17 protein-coding genes and 1 other RNA gene are annotated in these 17,025 nt (G+C 69.0%); 15 read left to right on the forward strand and 3 right to left on the reverse strand.

Features of this window, described 5'->3' with window-relative positions:
• The first annotated feature begins 197 nt into the window (after positions 1-197).
• From ACIA3K_RS03630 to mctP, 7 genes are all read left to right on the forward strand, one after another.
• Complete coding sequence (locus tag ACIA3K_RS03630) at positions 198-1,427, forward strand: helix-turn-helix domain-containing protein (RefSeq protein ID WP_396799003.1); 1,230 nt, start codon at positions 198-200, stop codon at positions 1,425-1,427.
• A gap of 13 nt (positions 1,428-1,440) precedes the next feature.
• Positions 1,441-2,016, forward strand: a complete 576-nt coding sequence (locus ACIA3K_RS03635) for a flavoprotein (protein ID WP_396799004.1) — start codon at positions 1,441-1,443, stop codon at positions 2,014-2,016.
• A 175-nt stretch (positions 2,017-2,191) separates the two neighbouring features.
• Positions 2,192-3,028 (forward strand): Nif3-like dinuclear metal center hexameric protein, encoded by an 837-nt coding sequence (locus ACIA3K_RS03640; RefSeq protein ID WP_396799359.1) that lies wholly within the window; start codon positions 2,192-2,194, stop codon positions 3,026-3,028.
• Positions 3,018-3,755 (forward strand): zinc ribbon domain-containing protein, encoded by a 738-nt coding sequence (locus tag ACIA3K_RS03645; RefSeq protein ID WP_396799005.1) that lies wholly within the window; start codon positions 3,018-3,020, stop codon positions 3,753-3,755. Before ACIA3K_RS03640 ends, ACIA3K_RS03645 begins: the two co-directional genes overlap by 11 nt.
• 3 nt (positions 3,756-3,758) lie before the next feature.
• Positions 3,759-4,916 (forward strand): bifunctional RNase H/acid phosphatase, encoded by a 1,158-nt coding sequence (locus tag ACIA3K_RS03650; protein WP_396799006.1) that lies wholly within the window; start codon positions 3,759-3,761, stop codon positions 4,914-4,916.
• A 139-nt stretch (positions 4,917-5,055) separates the two neighbouring features.
• On the forward strand, positions 5,056-5,298 hold the full coding sequence (locus tag ACIA3K_RS03655) for a DUF3311 domain-containing protein (protein ID WP_355051446.1): 243 nt from the start codon (positions 5,056-5,058) through the stop codon (positions 5,296-5,298).
• Entirely contained in the window at positions 5,298-6,947 is a 1,650-nt protein-coding gene (mctP, locus tag ACIA3K_RS03660) for a monocarboxylate uptake permease MctP (protein ID WP_396799008.1), read from the forward strand. Before ACIA3K_RS03655 ends, mctP begins: the two co-directional genes overlap by 1 nt.
• A gap of 607 nt (positions 6,948-7,554) precedes the next feature.
• Here mctP and ACIA3K_RS03665 read toward each other — a convergent pair.
• Positions 7,555-8,013 carry a MarR family winged helix-turn-helix transcriptional regulator gene (locus ACIA3K_RS03665; protein ID WP_396799009.1) on the reverse strand — a complete coding sequence of 153 codons (459 nt, stop codon included), beginning with the start codon at positions 8,011-8,013 and terminating at the stop codon, positions 7,555-7,557.
• Positions 8,014-8,067: 54 nt separating this feature from the next.
• Between ACIA3K_RS03665 and ACIA3K_RS03670 the strand changes: the two genes are divergently transcribed.
• On the forward strand, positions 8,068-9,300 hold the full coding sequence (locus tag ACIA3K_RS03670; protein ID WP_396799012.1) for an MFS transporter: 1,233 nt from the start codon (positions 8,068-8,070) through the stop codon (positions 9,298-9,300).
• Between the two features lie 106 nt (positions 9,301-9,406).
• On the opposite strand, the gene ACIA3K_RS03675 is transcribed toward ACIA3K_RS03670, so the two are convergent.
• Complete coding sequence (locus tag ACIA3K_RS03675) at positions 9,407-10,168, reverse strand: sulfite exporter TauE/SafE family protein (protein WP_396799013.1); 762 nt, start codon at positions 10,166-10,168, stop codon at positions 9,407-9,409.
• 151 nt (positions 10,169-10,319) lie between these two features.
• Between ACIA3K_RS03675 and ACIA3K_RS03680 the strand changes: the two genes are divergently transcribed.
• The 3 genes from ACIA3K_RS03680 to rnpB all read left to right on the forward strand — a co-directional run bounded on the left by ACIA3K_RS03680 (position 10,320) and on the right by rnpB (position 12,366).
• A complete protein-coding gene (locus ACIA3K_RS03680; RefSeq protein ID WP_396799014.1) occupies positions 10,320-10,853 on the forward strand; it encodes a hypothetical protein in 534 nt (177 codons plus the stop codon).
• A gap of 56 nt (positions 10,854-10,909) precedes the next feature.
• Positions 10,910-11,866, forward strand: a complete 957-nt coding sequence (locus ACIA3K_RS03685) for a threonine/serine dehydratase (RefSeq protein WP_396799015.1) — start codon at positions 10,910-10,912, stop codon at positions 11,864-11,866.
• An 83-nt stretch (positions 11,867-11,949) separates the two neighbouring features.
• Positions 11,950-12,366, forward strand: an RNA gene (rnpB, locus tag ACIA3K_RS03690) — RNase P RNA component class A.
• Between the two features lie 680 nt (positions 12,367-13,046).
• Here rnpB and ACIA3K_RS03695 read toward each other — a convergent pair.
• Positions 13,047-14,225: a hypothetical protein gene (locus ACIA3K_RS03695; RefSeq protein WP_396799016.1), complete on the reverse strand. Its 1,179-nt coding sequence runs from the start codon at positions 14,223-14,225 to the stop codon at positions 13,047-13,049.
• A 273-nt stretch (positions 14,226-14,498) separates the two neighbouring features.
• On the opposite strand from ACIA3K_RS03695, the gene ACIA3K_RS03700 reads away from it, so the two are divergent.
• The 4 genes from ACIA3K_RS03700 to ACIA3K_RS03715 all read left to right on the forward strand — a co-directional run bounded on the left by ACIA3K_RS03700 (position 14,499) and on the right by ACIA3K_RS03715 (position 16,850).
• Positions 14,499-14,741 carry a hypothetical protein gene (locus ACIA3K_RS03700; protein ID WP_396799017.1) on the forward strand — a complete coding sequence of 81 codons (243 nt, stop codon included), beginning with the start codon at positions 14,499-14,501 and terminating at the stop codon, positions 14,739-14,741.
• Positions 14,741-14,923, forward strand: a complete 183-nt coding sequence (locus tag ACIA3K_RS03705; RefSeq protein WP_396799018.1) for a helix-turn-helix domain-containing protein — start codon at positions 14,741-14,743, stop codon at positions 14,921-14,923. Before ACIA3K_RS03700 ends, ACIA3K_RS03705 begins: the two co-directional genes overlap by 1 nt.
• The gene (locus ACIA3K_RS03710; protein WP_396799019.1) at positions 14,923-16,098 is read left to right on the forward strand and encodes a tyrosine-type recombinase/integrase; all 1,176 of its coding nucleotides are present in this window, start codon (positions 14,923-14,925) and stop codon (positions 16,096-16,098) included. Before ACIA3K_RS03705 ends, ACIA3K_RS03710 begins: the two co-directional genes overlap by 1 nt.
• A 140-nt stretch (positions 16,099-16,238) precedes the next feature.
• Positions 16,239-16,850, forward strand: a complete 612-nt coding sequence (locus tag ACIA3K_RS03715) for an HNH endonuclease (RefSeq protein WP_396799021.1) — start codon at positions 16,239-16,241, stop codon at positions 16,848-16,850.
• Positions 16,851-17,025 lie beyond the last annotated feature (175 nt).

Below are 17,025 nucleotides of genomic sequence, written 5' to 3' on the forward strand. Positions count from 1 at the left end.
GAGCACCGTCACTGCCGTAACCCACGATCGTTGAGGTTGACGAACGGCTCATGCAACTTGCACGAAAAGTACGAGGACTGGCTGTCCGGCTGACGTACAGGCTGTGCGACCAGCGAAAACTGCAAGACGAACGACTGATCGCCGCACCCGCGGACAGTGCCCCGCCCGTTCGGCGGTGGCAGGGGAGGGATGGGGAGATGGACGAGCTACCCATTGGCCGGCGAGTGGCCTACTGGCGGGGGCGACGCAAGATGTCGCAGCAGGTCTTCGCGGACCGCCTGGGCAAGTCGAAGAGCTGGGTCGACAAGGTCGAGCGGGGCGTCCGCCGGCTGGACAAGTTCTCGGTCCTCTACGAGATCGCCGACATCCTCCAGATGGACGTGCAGCTGCTGATGGGCCGCGACCCGGAGCGGCGTACGGACGCCTTGAACTGCATCGACCAGATCGAGGTGCAGGAGATCCGGGCCGCCCTGGAGCGGTACGACTCGATGAGCGCGTACTTCGACGCCGTGCCGTACCCGCCGCCGCTGGACGACATGCGCAAGGCCGTCAACCACGCCTGGCTCACCTACCAGTACGGCCGCTACGGGATGCTCACCCGCGCGCTGCCCAAGCTGCTGCGCGACGCGCAGGCCGCCGACGCGGCCTACAGCGGGGCGCAGGCGCCGGAGGCGGCGCACCTGCTCGGGCAGGTCTACCAGATCGCCTCCTCGGTGTTGCGCAAGCTCGGCGAGTTCGAGTTGGCCTGGCTGGCCGCCGACCGGTCGATGGCGGTGGCCCAGCGCGCCGACGACCCGCTGCTGGCCGGCATCGCCACCACGCGGGTCTGCAACGCCCTGGTCGCCATGGGCCGGGCCCGGCCCGCGCTGGAGCTGAACGTGCAGATCGCCAACCGGCTGGCCCCGGGCGGCGGCAACGACGTCTCGCCGGCCCGGCTGTCCGTCTACGGGATGCTGCTGTTGCAGGGAGCCATGGCGGCGGCCCGGATCGGCGACTCGGCCAGCGTCGACGACCTGATCAACTGCGCGCAGGAGGCCGCCACCCTGCTCGGCGGCGACCACAACCACTACTGGACGTCCTTCGGCCCGACGAACGTCGAGCTGCACCGGGCCGCCGCCGCCGTCGAACTGGGCGATGGGGGCCGGGCGGTGGAGGTCCACCAACTGCGCATCGCCGAGCCCGACTTCAACGCGCTGCTGCCCGAACGCCGGGCCCACCACCTGCTCGACATCGCCCGCGGGTACGCCCAGATCGGCGACGTGGCCAACGCCGGCGAGATGCTGCTGCTCGGTGATCGGCTCGCGCCGTCGGAGATCCGCTGCCGACCGATCGCCCACGAGGTGATGTCCGATGTCCTCCGTCGCACACGGGGTGCGCCGCCTTCTCCGGTAGCGGAGTTGGCTGAGCAAATGGGAGTAGGGGTATGAGCGCGGAGCCGGTGTGACGACCGGCCAACCACCCACCAGCGAGCACCGTCCGGTGCTCTACGTCATCGCCTGCGGTTCGCCGTTGGCCCGTCACGTCGGCCGCCTGGTCGAGTTGGCCCAGGCCGACGGCTGGGACGTCTGCGTGGTCACCACGCCGGACGGCGCGAAGTTCGTCGACCAGGCGGCCCTTCACCGACAGACCGGTCACCCGGTACGGACGCACTACAAGAACCCCGGCGACCCGGACGTGCTGCCGCCCGCCGACGCCATGGTCGTCTGCCCGGCGACCGTGAACACGGTCAACAAGTGGGCGGCTGGCATCGCCGACACCCTCGCGCTCGGCCTCCTCGTCGAGGCGCAGGGCAAGGGCATCCCGATCGTCGCCGTGCCGTACACCAACATCGCGATGGCCGCCCACCCGGCGTTCCGGGACGGCGTGGCCCGGCTGGCGGACTGGGGGATCACCGTGCTCTTCGGTGACCACGTGGTCGCCCTGCACCCTCCCGGTACGGGGGAGCAGCACATGCACGCCTTTCCCTGGGCGATGCCGCTCGCCGCGCTGCGGACCGTCGCGTACCGCGCCGCCTGAGCCCGCCCGGCGCGTTGGCGGCGCGGCTCGCGCGGCGTCGCCAGTTCGCGGCCGGCGACGGGCGGCCGGACCGCCGCCCGACGCGGCCGGGGCCGGGTGTCACCGCCTGCGGGCCTCCGCGCCGGTAAGCTGGCCCGCCGTGAGCACAAGCCGATCCACCCCCACCGTGAGCGACGTGGTGGTCGAGATGGAGCGCCGCTATCCGCCCGTCTGGGCGCAAGAGTGGGATCGTGTCGGCCTGGTGCTCGGTGAGCCGACCGCCCCGGTCCGCCGGGTGCTGTGCGTGGTCGACGTGGTGCCCGAGACGGTCGCCGAGGCGCTCGCCGTCGAGGCCGACATGATCGTCGCGCACCATCCGCTGCTGCTGCGCGGGGTGTCGTCGGTCGCGCCGACGACCGTCAAGGGGCGGATCGTCCACGACCTGATCCGGGCCGGCGTGGCGCTCTACGCGGCGCACACCAACGCCGACGTGGCCTCCCCGGGCGTCTCCGACGCTCTCGCCGCCCGGTTCGGCCTGACCGGGCTGCGCCCGCTGCAACGGCCCAAGCCCGGCTCTCCCGCCCATGGTGACGACCGTGGATTCGGCCGGATCGGCGACCTGCCCCACCCGATGACCCTCGCCGAGCTGACCCGGCACGCCGCCGCCGTGCTTCCCGTCACGTCCTGGGGAGTTCGCGCCGCAGGCGATCCCCGGCGTATGGTTCGTACCCTCGCCGTCAGCGGCGGGTCGGGAGACAGCTTCCTCGGCGCCGCGACCGCCGCCGGGGTGGACGCGTTTCTCACCTCCGACCTGCGGCACCACCCGGCCAGCGAGCACGTCGCCGCCGATGGTCCCGCCCTGATCGAGGCCGCCCACTGGGCGACCGAACGACCGTGGCTGGACGACCTGGCCGCCTTCCTGCGGGAGGCGCCGGGCGTCGAGACGCTGGTGTCCGACCTGGACACCGACCCGTGGACCGTGCACGCCGCCGCACCCGTTGTGGACGACAAGGAGCCCGACCGTGAAGGCTGACCCCCAGGTCCAGCGCCGCCTGCTCGACCTTCAGGCGATCGACACCAACCTCGCCCAGCTCGCGCACCGCCGCCGGTCGCTGCCGGAGCGGGCCGAACTGGAGGCGCTGGCCCGGGAACTGTCGTCGCTGGAGGACGAGCGGGTACGCGCCCAGGTGGCGGTCGACGACCTGGACCGGGACATCGCCCGCCTGGAGAAGGACGTCGAGCAGGTCCGTGCCCGCAAGGAGAAGGACCAGAACCGGCTCGCCGCCGGCACCGGTCCGGCCCGGGAGCTGGAGGCGCTCCAGCACGAGCTGGCCTCACTGAACCGGCGTCAGGGTGACCTGGAGGACGCCGAGCTGGAGTTGATGGAGCAGCGGGAGACCGCCCAGGGCGTCCTCGACGGTGTGGAGCAGCGGCTGGCCGACGCCCGGGAGAAGCGGGCCGCCACCGAGCAGCGCCGGGACGACGCGCTGGCCGAGATCGCCAAGGACGAGGAGTTCAAGCGGGGCGCCCGGCAGCCGCTCGCGGCCGACCTCCCCGCCGAGCTGGTCACCCTCTACGACAAGATCCGCGAGGACACCGGGCTGGGCGCGGCGCTGCTCACCGCCGGCCGCTGCGGCGGCTGCCGGCTGGACCTCTCCGGCGCCGACCTGGCCCGCATCCGCAAGGCCGCCCCGGACGACGTGGTCCGCTGTGAGGACTGCCGGCGGATCATGGTCCGTACCAACGAGTCGGGCCTGTAGATCGTGGCGCCGCGCGTGGTCGTCGTCGAGGCCGACGGCGGGTCCCGGGGCAATCCCGGACCGGCCGGCTACGGCGCGGTGGTGCGCGACCCGGAGACCGGCGAGGTGCTCGCCGAGCGCGCCGAGTCGTTGGGTACGGCGACCAACAACGTCGCCGAGTACCAGGGCCTGATCGCCGGTCTGCGGGCCGCCGCCGAGCTGAACGCCACCGAGGTGGACGTCCGGATGGACTCCAAGCTGGTGGTCGAGCAGATGTGCGGCCGGTGGCAGATCAAGCACCCCGGCCTGCGCCCGCTCGCCGCGCAGGCGGCCGCGCTGGTGGGCCGCTTCGGCGCGGTCCGCTTCACCTGGATCCCGCGCGAGGAGAACCGGCACGCCGACGCGCTCGCCAACGCCGCGATGGACGCCGCCGCCGGCCGACCCACCCCGCCGACGTCCCCGAGCGCACCGGCCTCGGCCAGCGCGCCGGACGCAGGCGCGTCGACGGGCAGCGATCCGGCGACCGCGCCGGCCTCCTGGGAGCCCCGTCCGAGCTTCACAGCCACCCGGCTGATCCTCGTGCGGCACGGCGAGACCGCGTACACCGAGCAGGGCCGCTACTCCGGCCGCGGCGACGTGCCGCTCTCCGAGCGCGGCCGCGCCCAGGCCGCGGCCACCGGCACGCGCGTGGCCGCGCTGGCCCCGTCCGTCGCGGCCGTGCTCAGCTCACCCCTTTCCCGGTGTACGGCCACCGCGGCGGCGATCGCCGCCGCGATCGGCGACGTGCCGGTCCGCACCGAGGCCGACCTGATCGAGTGCGACTTCGGGCAGTGGGAGGGGCGCACCTTCGCCGAGGTACGCCAGCAGTGGCCGGGGGAGATGGACGCCTGGCTCGCGTCGCCGCGGATCGCCCCGCCGGGCGGCGAGTCGTTCACCCACGTCGCCGAACGGGTTCACCGGGTCGTCAACGCGCTGCCGAAGGCGTACACCGGAGAGACCGTGGTGGTCGTCTCGCACGTCTCGCCGATCAAGCTGGCGCTGCGCGACGCCCTCGCCGCCACCGACGGCTTCCTGCACCGGCTCTTCCTGGACGCGGCCGGCATCTCGGTGCTCGACCTGTGGCCCGACGGCGGCATCGCCGTCCGCACGGTCAACGACACCGCACACCTGCCCGCCGCCTGACCAGCGCGCCCCCCGCCGTTCGGCGCAGCCGATGCGCCGTTCGGCGCAGAGCCGTCCGCGCCTTGATAGTGACGGCGGTCACAGAGTCGTAGCCTCCGGCCGTTACATCGAGTGCCTCGACTCCCCGGAGGTGTGTCAGATGGCTGCACCCGAACCGGAGGCGCCTACCACGGCGTCATCCAGGGCGAAGGACCACAGCCCCTGGAACTGGTTGCTCCTGATCCCCATCGTGGTGCCGCTGGTCCCGGCGTTCTTCAACAGTGACGCGCCCCGGATCTTCGGATTCCCGCGCTACTACTGGCTGCAGCTGGCCTGGATCCTGCTCGGCGTCGCCACCACGACGCTCGTCTACCAGATGACGAAGAAGCGGGGGACCCGCTGATGTGGCGCGACCATCTCACCGAGATCATCGTCTTCTCGCTGCTGTTCCTGCTGGTCAGCGTGATGGGCTTCGTGGCCGCCCGCTGGCGCGCGCCGAAGGACATGGCGCACCTCGACGAGTGGGGCCTGGGCGGGCGCAGCTTCGGCGGCTGGATCACCTGGTTCCTGGTCGGCGGTGACCTCTACACGGCGTACACCTTCGTGGCGGTGCCGGCCCTGATGTTCGGGGCCGGGGCGGCCGGGTTCTTCGCCGTGCCGTACACGATCGTCATCTACCCGCTGGTCTTCCTGGTGCTGATCCGGCTCTGGTCCGTCTCGCACCGGCACGGCTTCGTCACCCCGGCCGACTTCGTCCGTACGCGGTTCGACTCGCCCGTGCTGGCGCTGCTGATCGCGATCACCGGGATCGTCGCCACCATGCCGTACATCGCGCTGCAACTGGTCGGCATCGAGGCCGTGCTCAAGACGATGGGCGTGACGGGGGACAGCACCCTGGCCCGGCACCTGCCGATCATCATCGCGTTCGCCATCCTCGCCGCGTACACCTACCAGTCGGGGCTGCGCGCGCCCGCGCTGATCGCGTTCGTCAAGGACAGCCTGATCTACATCGTGATCCTGGTGGCGGTCATCTACCTGCCGTACAAGCTCGGCGGTTGGGGCGACATCTTCGACGCGGCGGACGCGAAGTTCCAGGCGTCACCCAACCCGAACGACGGCATCCTGCTCAACGGCAACAACCAGTTGCAGTACGTCACGTTGGCGTTCGGCTCGGCGCTGGCCCTGTTCCTCTACCCGCACAGCATCACCGGCGTCCTGGCCAGCCGGAACCGTGACGTGATCAAACGCAACATGTCGGCGCTGCCCGCGTACAGCCTGCTGCTCGGGTTGATCGCGCTGCTCGGCTACATGGCCATCGCGGCCGGCGTGAAGCCGCTGCCGGGGGCTTCGGCCGGCAGCGTGGACAACAACACGATCGTGCCGCTGCTGTTCGACCAGCAGTTCCCGGACTGGTTCGCCGGCGTCGCGTACGCGGCCATCGGCATCGGCGCGCTGGTGCCGGCGGCCATCATGTCGATCGCGGCGGCGAACCTGTTCACCCGCAACATCTACAAGGAGTACCTGAAGAAGGACGCCTCCCCGGCTCAGGAAGCGAACGTCTCGAAGATCACCTCGCTGGTGGTCAAGGTCGGCGCGGTCGCCTGCATCGTCTTCCTCGACCCGCAGTTCTCGATCGACCTCCAGCTCATCGGCGGCGTCATCATCCTCCAGACGCTGCCGGCGGTGGCCCTGGGTCTCTACACCCGCTGGTTCCACCGCACCGCCCTGATCGCCGGCTGGGTCGCCGGCATGGGTCTCGGCATGTGGATGCTGTACCAGGTCGCCAGCCCGACGAAGAAGCACTTCGGGGGCTCGGCGTTCCCGCTGGAGAAGTTCGGCTTCGACACGCCCAAGACGATCTACGTGGGCATCGTGGCGGTGCTGGTCAACCTGGCCGTCGCGGCGCTGGTGACGCTGGCGCTGCGGGCTCTGAAGACGCCCGAGGGAGTCGACGGCACCGAACCCGACGACTACTTCGCCGACGAGGGCGACCCGCGCGTCACCCCCGGCGCCGACCGCGACTCCGACGCGGCCCGCGAACCAGTCGCCTGACCGCGTTCCCCGTTCCTGTTCCTGTTCCCGGGCGCCGGCCGCGAGGCCGGCGCCCGGGGCCGCTCAGCAGCCCCGGCGCGCGTCGCCCCTCGCCCCTCGCCTGTTGCGCCGGTCGCCGGTCGCGGGTCGCACTTGCCTGTCGCCTGTTGTGTGCACCGGTCGCGCGTTATCACCCTCAAGATCGTGCTCGATCCTTGTTCTAGTGGTGTCGGGCCGCGGGGATGCCACTACATCCAGGATGTTGCGCGATCTTGGCGGCGAACGGGTGCGGCGGCGCAGTGCCCGTGGCAGGGCGGCAGCGGTGAAAAGGGCCGCGCGCCGACCTCCCGCATCGATCATGGAGTTCTGGTGCCCGGATGATGACTAACTGCGCGGGTTCGTACTCCACCACAACTCCATGATCGACCGGGCCGGGCCGGGCCGGGCTGGCGGGGACGGGCAGGGCTGGGTCGGAGGGGCAGGGCAGGGAGGGGTGGGCCGAGTGGGTCGGGGTTCGCCCGGGTCAGGCCGGGGTGGGGTGGGGTGGGGTGTGCGCACCTTCAGGGATGTTGCTGCCTTGGCTGCGCCTGGGACAGCAACTTCGGTGGAGTTGCGCGGATCTTGATGGTTAGCGGGGGCGGTTGCGGTTTACCAGGGCCTGGTTGAGGCGGCCTAGTAACCGGGCCAGGGTTTCTCGGTCCTCGGGGCTCCAGTCGGACAGCATGTCGCCGTAGAGCCGGGTGCGGGCGGCCTGCACGGCGGCCATCCGTTGGAGGCCGGCGGTCGTGGGGGAGATGACCGTGCCGCGCCCGTCCGTGGGGTCGGGGGCGCGGGCGATGAGGCCGTCGCGTTGCAGGGCGGAGACCTGTCGGGTCACCGTCGAGCCGTCCAGGTTGAGCCGCGCGGCGAGCGCGGAGACGTTCTGCGGACCGGCGGCGTCGAGGTGTCGCAGGATGACGTACGCCGCGCGGTCGAGCACCCGGTGCTCGGCGGACCCGGTGGCCCGGCGGGTGGCCTCGCCGAAGCGCATCAGCAGGGCCACCTCGGTCTCGATCAGTCCGAGGGTGCTCTCGTCGTCGTCGCTCATAGCTGTAGGATACAGGGTAAATACCTGTACGATACAGCTAATTGAGGAGCCGGAGTGGATCGGTCATCCGAACCAAACCGCAGTGCCATCTACGCCACCACGCTGGTGGCCTTCCTCGCCATCGCCGGCATCGCCGTCGTCGACCCGATCCTGCCCGCCATCGGCGAGGCGATCGGGGTCACCGCCTGGCAGGTCGAGTTGCTGTTCACCGCGTACATCGCGGTCATGGCCCTGGGCATGATCCCGGCGACGCTCGCCAGCGGCCGGTTCGGTTTCAAGCCGGTGCTGGTCGCCGGTGTCTCGGTGGTCGGCCTGGCCGCCATCCTCGCCTCGTTCAGCGGCAACATCGTGCAGCTCTCCGTGCTGCGCGGCGTGTGGGGGCTCGGCAACGCGATGTTCTTCGCTACCGCCATGGTGGTGCTGGTCAACCTGGCCGTCGACCGGGAGTGGGTGGTCGGCCTCTTCGAGACCGCCCTCGGCCTCGGCTTCGCCGTCGGTCCGCTGATCGGCGGCCTGCTCGGTCAGGTCTCCTGGCGGCTGCCGTTCTTCGTCTGCGGCGTGTTCATGGTCCTGGCCCTCGGAGTGGCCGCCGGCAAGCTGCGCGAGCCCACCAACCGCCAGGCCCCGGTACGCGTCGGCCAGATCTTCGCCACCTACCGCCGACCGGCGTTCATCGCGCTCTGCGTGGTCACCGCGGCGTACAACTTCGTGTTCTTCGTCGTACTCGGCTACACGCCGCTCTTCCTGGGCCTGGACGTCGTCCCGCTGGGGCTCGCCTTCACCGGCTGGGGCCTCGGCCTGGCCACCGGCATCCTGGTGATCGGCCACCGGCTCGCCCACCGGATCGGCGCGGTGCAGACCGTCGGCGTGGCCATCGCCGGGCTGCTGGTCTGCATGGTCCTCTTCGCGACCTCCACCAGCACCGCCGAGGCGCTCGTGGTGCTCGTGCTCGCCGGCCTGTGCATGGGCCTCGCCAACGCCAACCTCACCGACCTGGCGCTCGGCCTCGGCTCCAGCGACCGCCGGCTCGCGACCGGCGCGTTCAACCTGGTCCGCTGGGGTGCCGCCGCGCCCGCGCCGATCATCTCCGGCAAGCTCGCCGAGCAGTCCCTGGCCTTGCCGTTCTGGGTCGGGTTCGGGGTGCTCTCCGTCGGCGTGCTGGTGTACCTGGCATGCGCGCACATGATGGCCGCCGACTACGGCGAGCGGGTCCTCTGGTCCCGCTGGAACCGCGCCGCCGCGAACACCGAGCACGCTCCGGAGGAGCCGGTGGGCGAGGCGTACTGAGGGGCCTCAGCTCAAGATCCGCGCACTATCGGGGAAACTGCTGCCTCAACGCCGTGGGAGGCAGCAGTTTCCCGGTAGTTGCGCAGATCTTGGAGGGTGGGGCGCGTCAGCGCAGGGCGCGGTAGAGCAGGTAGAGGCCGATCGTCGTACCGAACACCACGATCAGCGTCTTGAGCACCACCGGCGGCAGCCGGCGGACCAGCCGGGCGCCCGCGTACCCCCCAAGGAGGGTTGCGGGCGCGACCACCGCGACCACCGCCCAGTTCAGCGGGCCGAACAGGGCGAAGATCACGAGCGTGGTCAACCCCACCACGGCCGAGAGCAGATTCTTGATCGCGCTCACCCGCGCCAGGGTCGCGTCGAGCACCAGCGCCAAGCCGGCGACCAGCATCACCCCGAGCGCCGCGCCGAAGTACCCGCCGTACACCGCACCGAGCGCGACCATCGTCTGGACCGCGACCGTCCGCTGGCGTGGCGACAGGTCCCGGGGGTGGCCGACCAGCCGGCGCAGCGGGTCCTGGAAGGCCAGGACCGCGGTCGCGCCGAGAACCAGAAAGGGTACGACCAGCTCGAACGCGCGGGCCGGGGTCGCCAGCAACAGCAGCGCCCCGACGATCGTGCCTACGATCGTGGTGGGCACCAACGTGGCGAGCGCGCGGGGGCGCGGCAGGTCCTGGCGACTGCCCGCGACACTGGCGACGTACCCGGGGAAGACGGCGACGGAGTTGCTGACGTTCGCCGGCACCGGCGGCAACCCGACCGCGATCATCGCCGGAAAAGTGATCAAGGAACCACCACCGGCCACCGCGTTGACAGTGCCCGCGGCGAGACCGGCGGCGAGCAGCAGCGCGGCGTGGGAGAGATCCATAGCCCCACGAGGCTAGCCCGGCCGACTGAACCCCCGCACGATCGGCCGGCTAATCGCCCGCTCGCCGACGCCAAACGTCGGCGTGGCCCTCGTCCGGCAGGTCGGCCGGGGTGGCTCGGTCGGCTCCGGAAGCTGGGTGTGGACTAGACAGATGCCCTCGCATCTGGATTTCCTCGCTGACGTCGCGGTCACCGGCACGGTCCTCGGCGTCGGTCTCGGCTCCCGCCCGGACGACTGGCCGAGCGTACTGGGCTCCGACTTCCATGAGGCCTCGTGGACCGATCGCCACCTGGTGCGGCAGTTCGGGTTCGTCGATGCCAACTTCCACGACGGGTCGGGCGAGTGGATCTGTGATTACGTCGACGTCAAACTCTGGCAGTTGCATCGCTTCGATGACTTCGTCCCCGAGGCGATCCTCAGTCGGTACGGGGACTTCCCGCCCCGGGTGCCGTTCGAGGAGGTGGCCGACCGGCTCGTCAGCGCGGGCGTGGAGATCTGTCACGTCAGGCGGGAGCAGGTGGCCTCCCTCGAACAGTATTGGATACCGGATGGCAAGGTCATGTTCTCGTTGATCTCCGAGTACCAGCGGGAAGACTTCCCCGCGCTGCGGCTCGGGGACATCTATTCGGTGTCCACCACGGCAGGCGTCGACCTTCGGGCGGAGCTGCTCTCCCGGTACCGCTGATCGTCTCCCTCTGATCCGCGGTCTGACCCGTGCCGCTGCTGTGGCACGCTTCAGTGATGATCGAACTCGCGGACATCGAGGCGGCCGCCGGCCGGATCGCCGGCCACGTGGTGCACACACCCACCGTGCCCAGTCCCGGCCTGTCCGAGCTGCTCGGCGTGCCCGTCACCGCCAAGGTGGAGCTGCTGCAACGTACCGGGTCGTTCAAGGCGCGCGGCGCGGCGGCGAAGCTTCTCGTCCTGGACGACGCCGAGCGGGCGGCGGGTGTGCTGGCGGTCAGTGGCGGCAACCACGGCATCGCGGTCGCGGTGATGGCCGGCGCCCTGGGCGTGGCGGCGACCGTCGTGATGCCCCGGACGGCGCCGGCGCGTGCCATCGAGGTGGCCCGCGCGGCCGGTGCCGACGTCCACCTGACCGACGGCATGGCCGCCGCGTTCGCTCTCATGTCCCGGCTGCGGGAGGACGGACTGACCCTGCTGCACCCCTTCGACGACCCGGTGGTGCTCGCCGGACAGGGCACGGTCGGACTGGAGTTCGCCGACGACGCCGGCGAGTTGACCGACGTGCTGGTCAGCGTCGGCGGTGGGGCGCTGATCTCCGGGGTGGCCGCGGCGCTGCGGGCACGCCGGCCGGGGGTACGGGTCTGGGGCGTCGAGACCGAGGGCGCGCAGGCGATGTCGCTGGCCCTGGCCAAGGGTGGGCCGGTCGAGGTGCCGCTGTCGTCGATCGTCACCACGCTCAGCGCGCCGACCGTCTCGCAGCTCACCTACGACCACGTGACGGCCCTGGTCAGCGATGTGCTGGTGGTCTCCGACGCCGAGGCGGTACGGGGAACGGTGGAGTTGGCCGAGCACGCGAAGGTCTGGGCCGAGCCGGCCGCCGGATGCCTGCTGCCGGCCGCCCGCCGGGTACTAGAGCGGGTGGGTGACGACGCCCGGCTGGGTCTCGTGCTCTGCGGCGGCAACTCGACGGTCGCCGACGTGACGTCGTGGACGGCGCGTCTGGGCGCCTGAGCGGTCCGTCATCGTCATCGGCCGAGCCGAGGTGGGCGGGAAGGGGCGTCCGCACCGCGTCGTTAGGATGGAGGCGCGACGGACGAGTCGACCGGGCGGTCGCGTCGGCGGGCTTCGGCCCGCCGCCGAGGAACGTCCGGACTCCACAGGGCAGGGTGGTTGTTAACGGCAACCCGGGGCGACCCGCGGGACAGTGCCACAGAAAACAGACCGCCGACCCCAACGGGGACGGTAAGGGTGAAACGGTGGGGTAAGAGCCCACCAGCACCCCGGGTGACCGGGGTGGCTCGGTAAACCCCACCCGGAGCAAGGCCAAGCAAGGGCCGTCACCGCAAGATGACGACCCGGCGCAGACGCTTGAGGGCTGCCCGCCCGATGTCTGCGGGTAGGCCGCTAGAGCCTGCCGGCAACGGCAGGCCGAGATGGATGGCCGCCGCCGGCGCGCAACCCCTCGGGGTACGCGCCGCGCACAAAATCCGGCGTACAGGTCGACTCGTCCGTCGCCCACCAGCTCAGAGCCTTGATCAATGCTCTGAGCTGGTCGTTCATCGGGTGACGTTGGTTGACCTTGGTCATCGTTGGGTGGCGTTTGACGGCCTGGCCACGGCCTGAGACGGCCTGAGCGGGGATCGGTGGACCGGCCCCGTCACGGCGCGGGCTGTCCCCGTTGTGAGGGCTTCCGGGGCGGCTTGACGAGGGCTCCTGCGCGTTGCCGACGGCGGTAGACGGGGCCGGGCACGTCCTCGCGGTTGGAGCTGCTACCGCGATCCGGTGACACGGTGGCAAGCCAGTCCCGAGTTTGGACTGGCGCGGCAGCCGGAAGCCCCGACCATCCGATCAGGTCGAGCCGCTGGCTTCCGTCACGGCCTCTCTGAGGCTGGTTCTGGCTGCGGTGGGGCGGTGTCCCGGCGGCTGTCGGTGGCTCACCGCCCCGGCGCCGTAGGCGGCCGGGGCGGCTTGCCCCCGGCCGGGCTTGCCGCCCCGCACCGCGCGGAGCGCGGTGCCTTGATCCATTACAGAAGTATTTGGCAGTGTAGGTCCATCGAACTTGGTGCTCCATCGAACTTTTGTTCGTCGAACTTGTCTCGTCACGGGATGTGCTTTACACCGACCTCGCATCTCATGTCTTTTTCTATCAGGAGAGGGCGTCTTGCGTGACGTGGCGGACTTGTAGTTAGCGTTACTGCGCTATGGCTAGAAGGGATTTTAAATCTAGTTGCCCAAGAATGAATGCGACCAGAGCTAGTGCGATGGCTAATGCTTGCCATCGGCTCTGTAGCCAAACAAGGCTCAGGTCGACGTAGCGGGCAGCGGCGCGAACGGTGCGTGCTGCGCCGCCAGCCGTTGGGGCGGTGGTGAGGGGTCGCGGCGTTCCGTCGGCTTGAAATATGCTAAGCCGCTTAGTAAGTTGTTTGCGCCATATGCTGTCTCCAGTGAGCATGAGGCCTTCGGTTGCCTTAAGAGTCAAGATCATGCCTGCGGGGATGGAGCCCTCAAGGGATTTGGCGGAATTGCAGTAGACTCGAATGTGGTCGGCCACGGCCCTGTAGATTGCTGCAACAGGGTGGTTGGTATCAGTGCCGAACTGGGATTCTTCTTGCCTTGCCATCCGGTCTAGAATGCGTGCGATCTGAATCAGTTCGCCTCTAGCCCAGCTGATAGGATCCGACTTTCTTTGTGATAAAAAGCGACGCACCTCGGGCGGCTTAGCGCTCTGTGCGATGACTAGGTTGATCTTCGAGGTCGCGACAAGGCTGGAGGGGTATCGAAGGATAATTTTTCGCAGAGGGCCTGTTAGGAGGGTGACGACGCCCAGTCCGAGTATGAACGGCAGTGTTACGAAAGGGTCTTTCCTTGGGGCAATGCAAACGAGGAAGTAAGCCCACACGTGCGTCATGGCGACGACAACCATGGATGTTAGTCCAATGAGGTTGAAGATTTTCATCCATGCTTTCCTGACGGAGATAGGATCCTTTTCGTAGACGGCCTGCGGGAAAACTAGCAGACTTCTCCCTTTGAACTTAGTGACATGAGATATGCTGTAGTGGAAGGCTGTTGCTGCGCTCAGTAAGCTGATTCCAGCCAGCAGTACGGTGCTCGTGTAGCGGGCGCCGACCTGTGTATCTTCGGGATAAATGCTTGTTATTAGTGGTACCACTATCGATTGATCGTAATAGAACAAGACTGCAATGCCCAGTGGGGCAATAAAGTAGTCGGAATCCTTCTTGTCGATAATTCCGGATGCGACCCGCGTTTCGAAGAAAAGAAGGTAGAGGATCTGGACTGCGAGTAGCGTTAATGTTAGCAGCCACAATCCGATGGGCAGCAAGAAGAAGAGCGCGATCCGGGGCCATTCCATCGCCGTGGTATACACGGCTCACGGGGGCCTGTGAACCCTCAAGTCAGATATGTGCCACATGGCTTCTTGGGGCTTGACGGCTTGCGGAGTCGCCTCACGCGTGGCCGCCATTGCCGAAGGCTCGATCTCGGACTTTTAGGCCGGTGCGCGGCGGATGGCTTCCTTGGTTTTCGCGGCTTAGGCGTGGCGGGCGCGCTTACCAATCTGACGCCGATTTGAGAACGTAGAGTTCTCTGCGAACCACTGCGGGCCTGGGTACGGGCGCTGCTGGGCGTGAGCGAAGGCCTGGATGGCGTCGACGACCAGGGCTCGATAGTCGAACCGGTCCGGCACGCCTGGGAACTCGCCCGACCCGACGACCCTGACGTGCCGGCCATGGCCCACCGGCTACTGCGGTCGATCAGCGAACGCGCCCGCTCGCGCACCGAACTCCTGGCCGCGAAGGACCGCGCCGCGCAGCTCCCCGAGGCCGCACCGAGAACGCGAACGGACGGCGCGACGGGGGAGAGGCTTTGATGGCGACGAACGATGGTCTCTGGACGATCGCGGACGTGGCGGCGTACCTGCGGGTGCCAACCGAGACGCTGTACCGCTGGCGAATGGTCCAGTACGGTCCGCCGGCGGCCAGGGTCGGCCGGCACCTGCGGTACGAGCCAGCAACGGTCCGGTCATGGGTACGTGAGCAGGCGGCGGCCTGATGGGACACGTAGAGGACCGCTGGTACAAGGTGATCCGGCACGAAGGCGGCCGGAAAGAGCGGATCAAGTCGGACCTGTTCGGCAAGGGATTGCGCTACCGCGTTCGGTACATCGGCCCGGACGGCCGCGAACGTAGCCAGTCCATCCCCGACCGGGCGAAGCGTGAGGCTGACGCCTTCCTCGTTTCCACCGAGACGGACAAACTCCGAGGCTCCTACGTCGACCCGTCCGCCGGTCGGATGACCTTCGCCGAGTACGCCGAGAACTGGTTGCGTACGCGCTCCTTCGACGAGTCGACCCGGGAGAGCACAGAGTTCCGGGTACGGAAGCACCTGCTGCCGTTCTTCGGCTCTCGGCAACTGGCCTCGATCAGGCCGGGACCCATCCGGGAATGGGATGCCGGGATGGTCGGCAGACTGGCCCCGGCGACCCGGGCCGTCGTCTTCGCCCACCTGCGGACCATCCTCGGCGCGGCCGTCGATGATGAGCGGATCGCCAAGAACCCTTGCTCGGCGGCCTCGGTGAAGCCGCCCCGTCCGGCGCAACGTCGCGTCGTCCCCTGGCGCGCCGACGAAGTTTCGGCAATCCGCAGTGGCCTCGCTGAGCGGTACCGCCCAATGGTCGACCTCGGGGCCGGCTGCGGGATGCGGCAGGGCGAGATCTTCGGCTTCGGCGTCGATGACGTCGACCTCGACTCGGGCTGGGTGCACATCGTCCGGCAGGTCAAGGTGGTCCGCTCTCGGCTGGTCTTCGGCCTGCCCAAGAACGACAGGGACCGTCGCGTACCGCTGCCCGACTCGGTGGCACAGTCGCTAAAGGAACACGCCGAGAAGTACGCCCCGCTCTCGATCACCCTGCCGTGGGAAGACCCGTTCAGCGACGAGTGGGTGACGGTGCCGCTGATCTTTACCACCACTCGGCGGGGTGCGATCAAGCGGGCGACCTTCGACGGCAAGAGCTGGCGTCCGGCGGTCGAAGCGGCTGGCATCGTTCCGACCAGGGCGACCGGGATGCACGCGCTGCGCCACTTCTACGCCTCGGCGCTGCTCGACGCGGGGGAGAGCATCAAGGCCCTCGCCTCGTACCTCGGGCACTCCGACCCCGGTTTCACGCTCCGGGTCTACACCCAACCTGATGCCGGCCAGCGAGGAACGGACACGCCATGCCATCGATGACCTGCTAGGCCGCTAGTGCTGCCAGCAGGTAGGGGCTGAACGGTTCAGCTCGATGGAGTGTCATAGGTGGGCGTTACTGTGCGGACCGCTGTTCGGTTCTTCGCGGGAGGATGAAGCTGGCGGGCGGTAGGCGTCGCGGCATGCCAACTCTCTACGGCATCGTGCAGTACTGGAGGGTCAGGTACGGCGAGGTCTTCCCGAACCTGAAAGCGTCCTACATCGGCTGGGGCGAGCCGTTCTGTTTCAGGTGTGGCTGGTTGGCGCCGGTGGACGATACCCAGGCAACCCTTGCCGCCGTGTGGAACTCGGCCCAAGGCTGGCTTGACCGCGCGCACTTGCAGGATCTGGCTCTCGGTGGCTCCAACGGGCCGGAAAATCTAGTTCCGCTGTGTCGACAGTGCCACGACATTATGGACCCCTGCGAAGGTAGGGCGGAAGCGATCGCATACGTCAATGACGGGATTCCAGCCGATAGCTGGTGGCAGATGCACACCGATGCCGTCTTCGGCTCTGAGGCGAACTTCGACGTTCCCCGTAAGACGAAGATCATGCGGGACACGTACACCCGGTGGGTTGAGCAGATGCGCATGATGGAAGCTGCCAAGCGTGGCGATCCGCAGGCGGTGAAACGGCTAGAGAGCATCCTGGAGTGGGCTAGACGCAGCGCGGAACGCGAGGGGCGAAGCTTTGCGGTCACCATCGATGACCTAAGGGCGGCCAACCTCGTTGGAGATGGGATCTCGACCGGGTGACGGCCTGGAGACGGCCTGCATGGCACGTCGGGAGGCTTTACGCATGGTCAGCGGGGGTGCGATGATCTTAATCCGGCGTACAGGTCGGCTCGTCCGTCGCCCACCAGTTCAGAGCCCTGATCGAGGTTTCGAGCTCGTCCTTCGCCCGGAGGAGCGTCCGGGGCGCACCGGGCTT

It is taken from the genome of Micromonospora sp. NPDC051543 (assembly GCF_044454415.1).
Classification (GTDB): Bacteria; Actinomycetota; Actinomycetes; order Mycobacteriales; family Micromonosporaceae; genus Micromonospora.

Bases quoted from the DNA above. Each gene is read 5' to 3' on its own strand.
- ACIA3K_RS03665 (WP_396799009.1), bottom strand. From the start codon at position 8,013: ATGAGCGACGACGACGAGAGCACCCTCGGACTGATCGAGACCGAGGTG.
- ACIA3K_RS03705 (WP_396799018.1), top strand. From the start codon at position 14,741: ATGGCGACGAACGATGGTCTCTGGACGATCGCGGACGTGGCGGCGTAC.
- ACIA3K_RS03715 (WP_396799021.1), top strand. From the start codon at position 16,239: ATGCCAACTCTCTACGGCATCGTGCAGTACTGGAGGGTCAGGTACGGC.
- ACIA3K_RS03680 (WP_396799014.1), top strand. From the start codon at position 10,320: ATGCCCTCGCATCTGGATTTCCTCGCTGACGTCGCGGTCACCGGCACG.
- ACIA3K_RS03685 (WP_396799015.1), top strand. From the start codon at position 10,910: ATGATCGAACTCGCGGACATCGAGGCGGCCGCCGGCCGGATCGCCGGC.
- ACIA3K_RS03655 (WP_355051446.1), top strand. From the start codon at position 5,056: ATGGCTGCACCCGAACCGGAGGCGCCTACCACGGCGTCATCCAGGGCG.
- mctP (WP_396799008.1), top strand. From the start codon at position 5,298: ATGTGGCGCGACCATCTCACCGAGATCATCGTCTTCTCGCTGCTGTTC.
- ACIA3K_RS03695 (WP_396799016.1), bottom strand. From the start codon at position 14,225: ATGGAATGGCCCCGGATCGCGCTCTTCTTCTTGCTGCCCATCGGATTG.
- ACIA3K_RS03675 (WP_396799013.1), bottom strand. From the start codon at position 10,168: ATGGATCTCTCCCACGCCGCGCTGCTGCTCGCCGCCGGTCTCGCCGCG.
- ACIA3K_RS03710 (WP_396799019.1), top strand. From the start codon at position 14,923: ATGGGACACGTAGAGGACCGCTGGTACAAGGTGATCCGGCACGAAGGC.
- ACIA3K_RS03630 (WP_396799003.1), top strand. From the start codon at position 198: ATGGACGAGCTACCCATTGGCCGGCGAGTGGCCTACTGGCGGGGGCGA.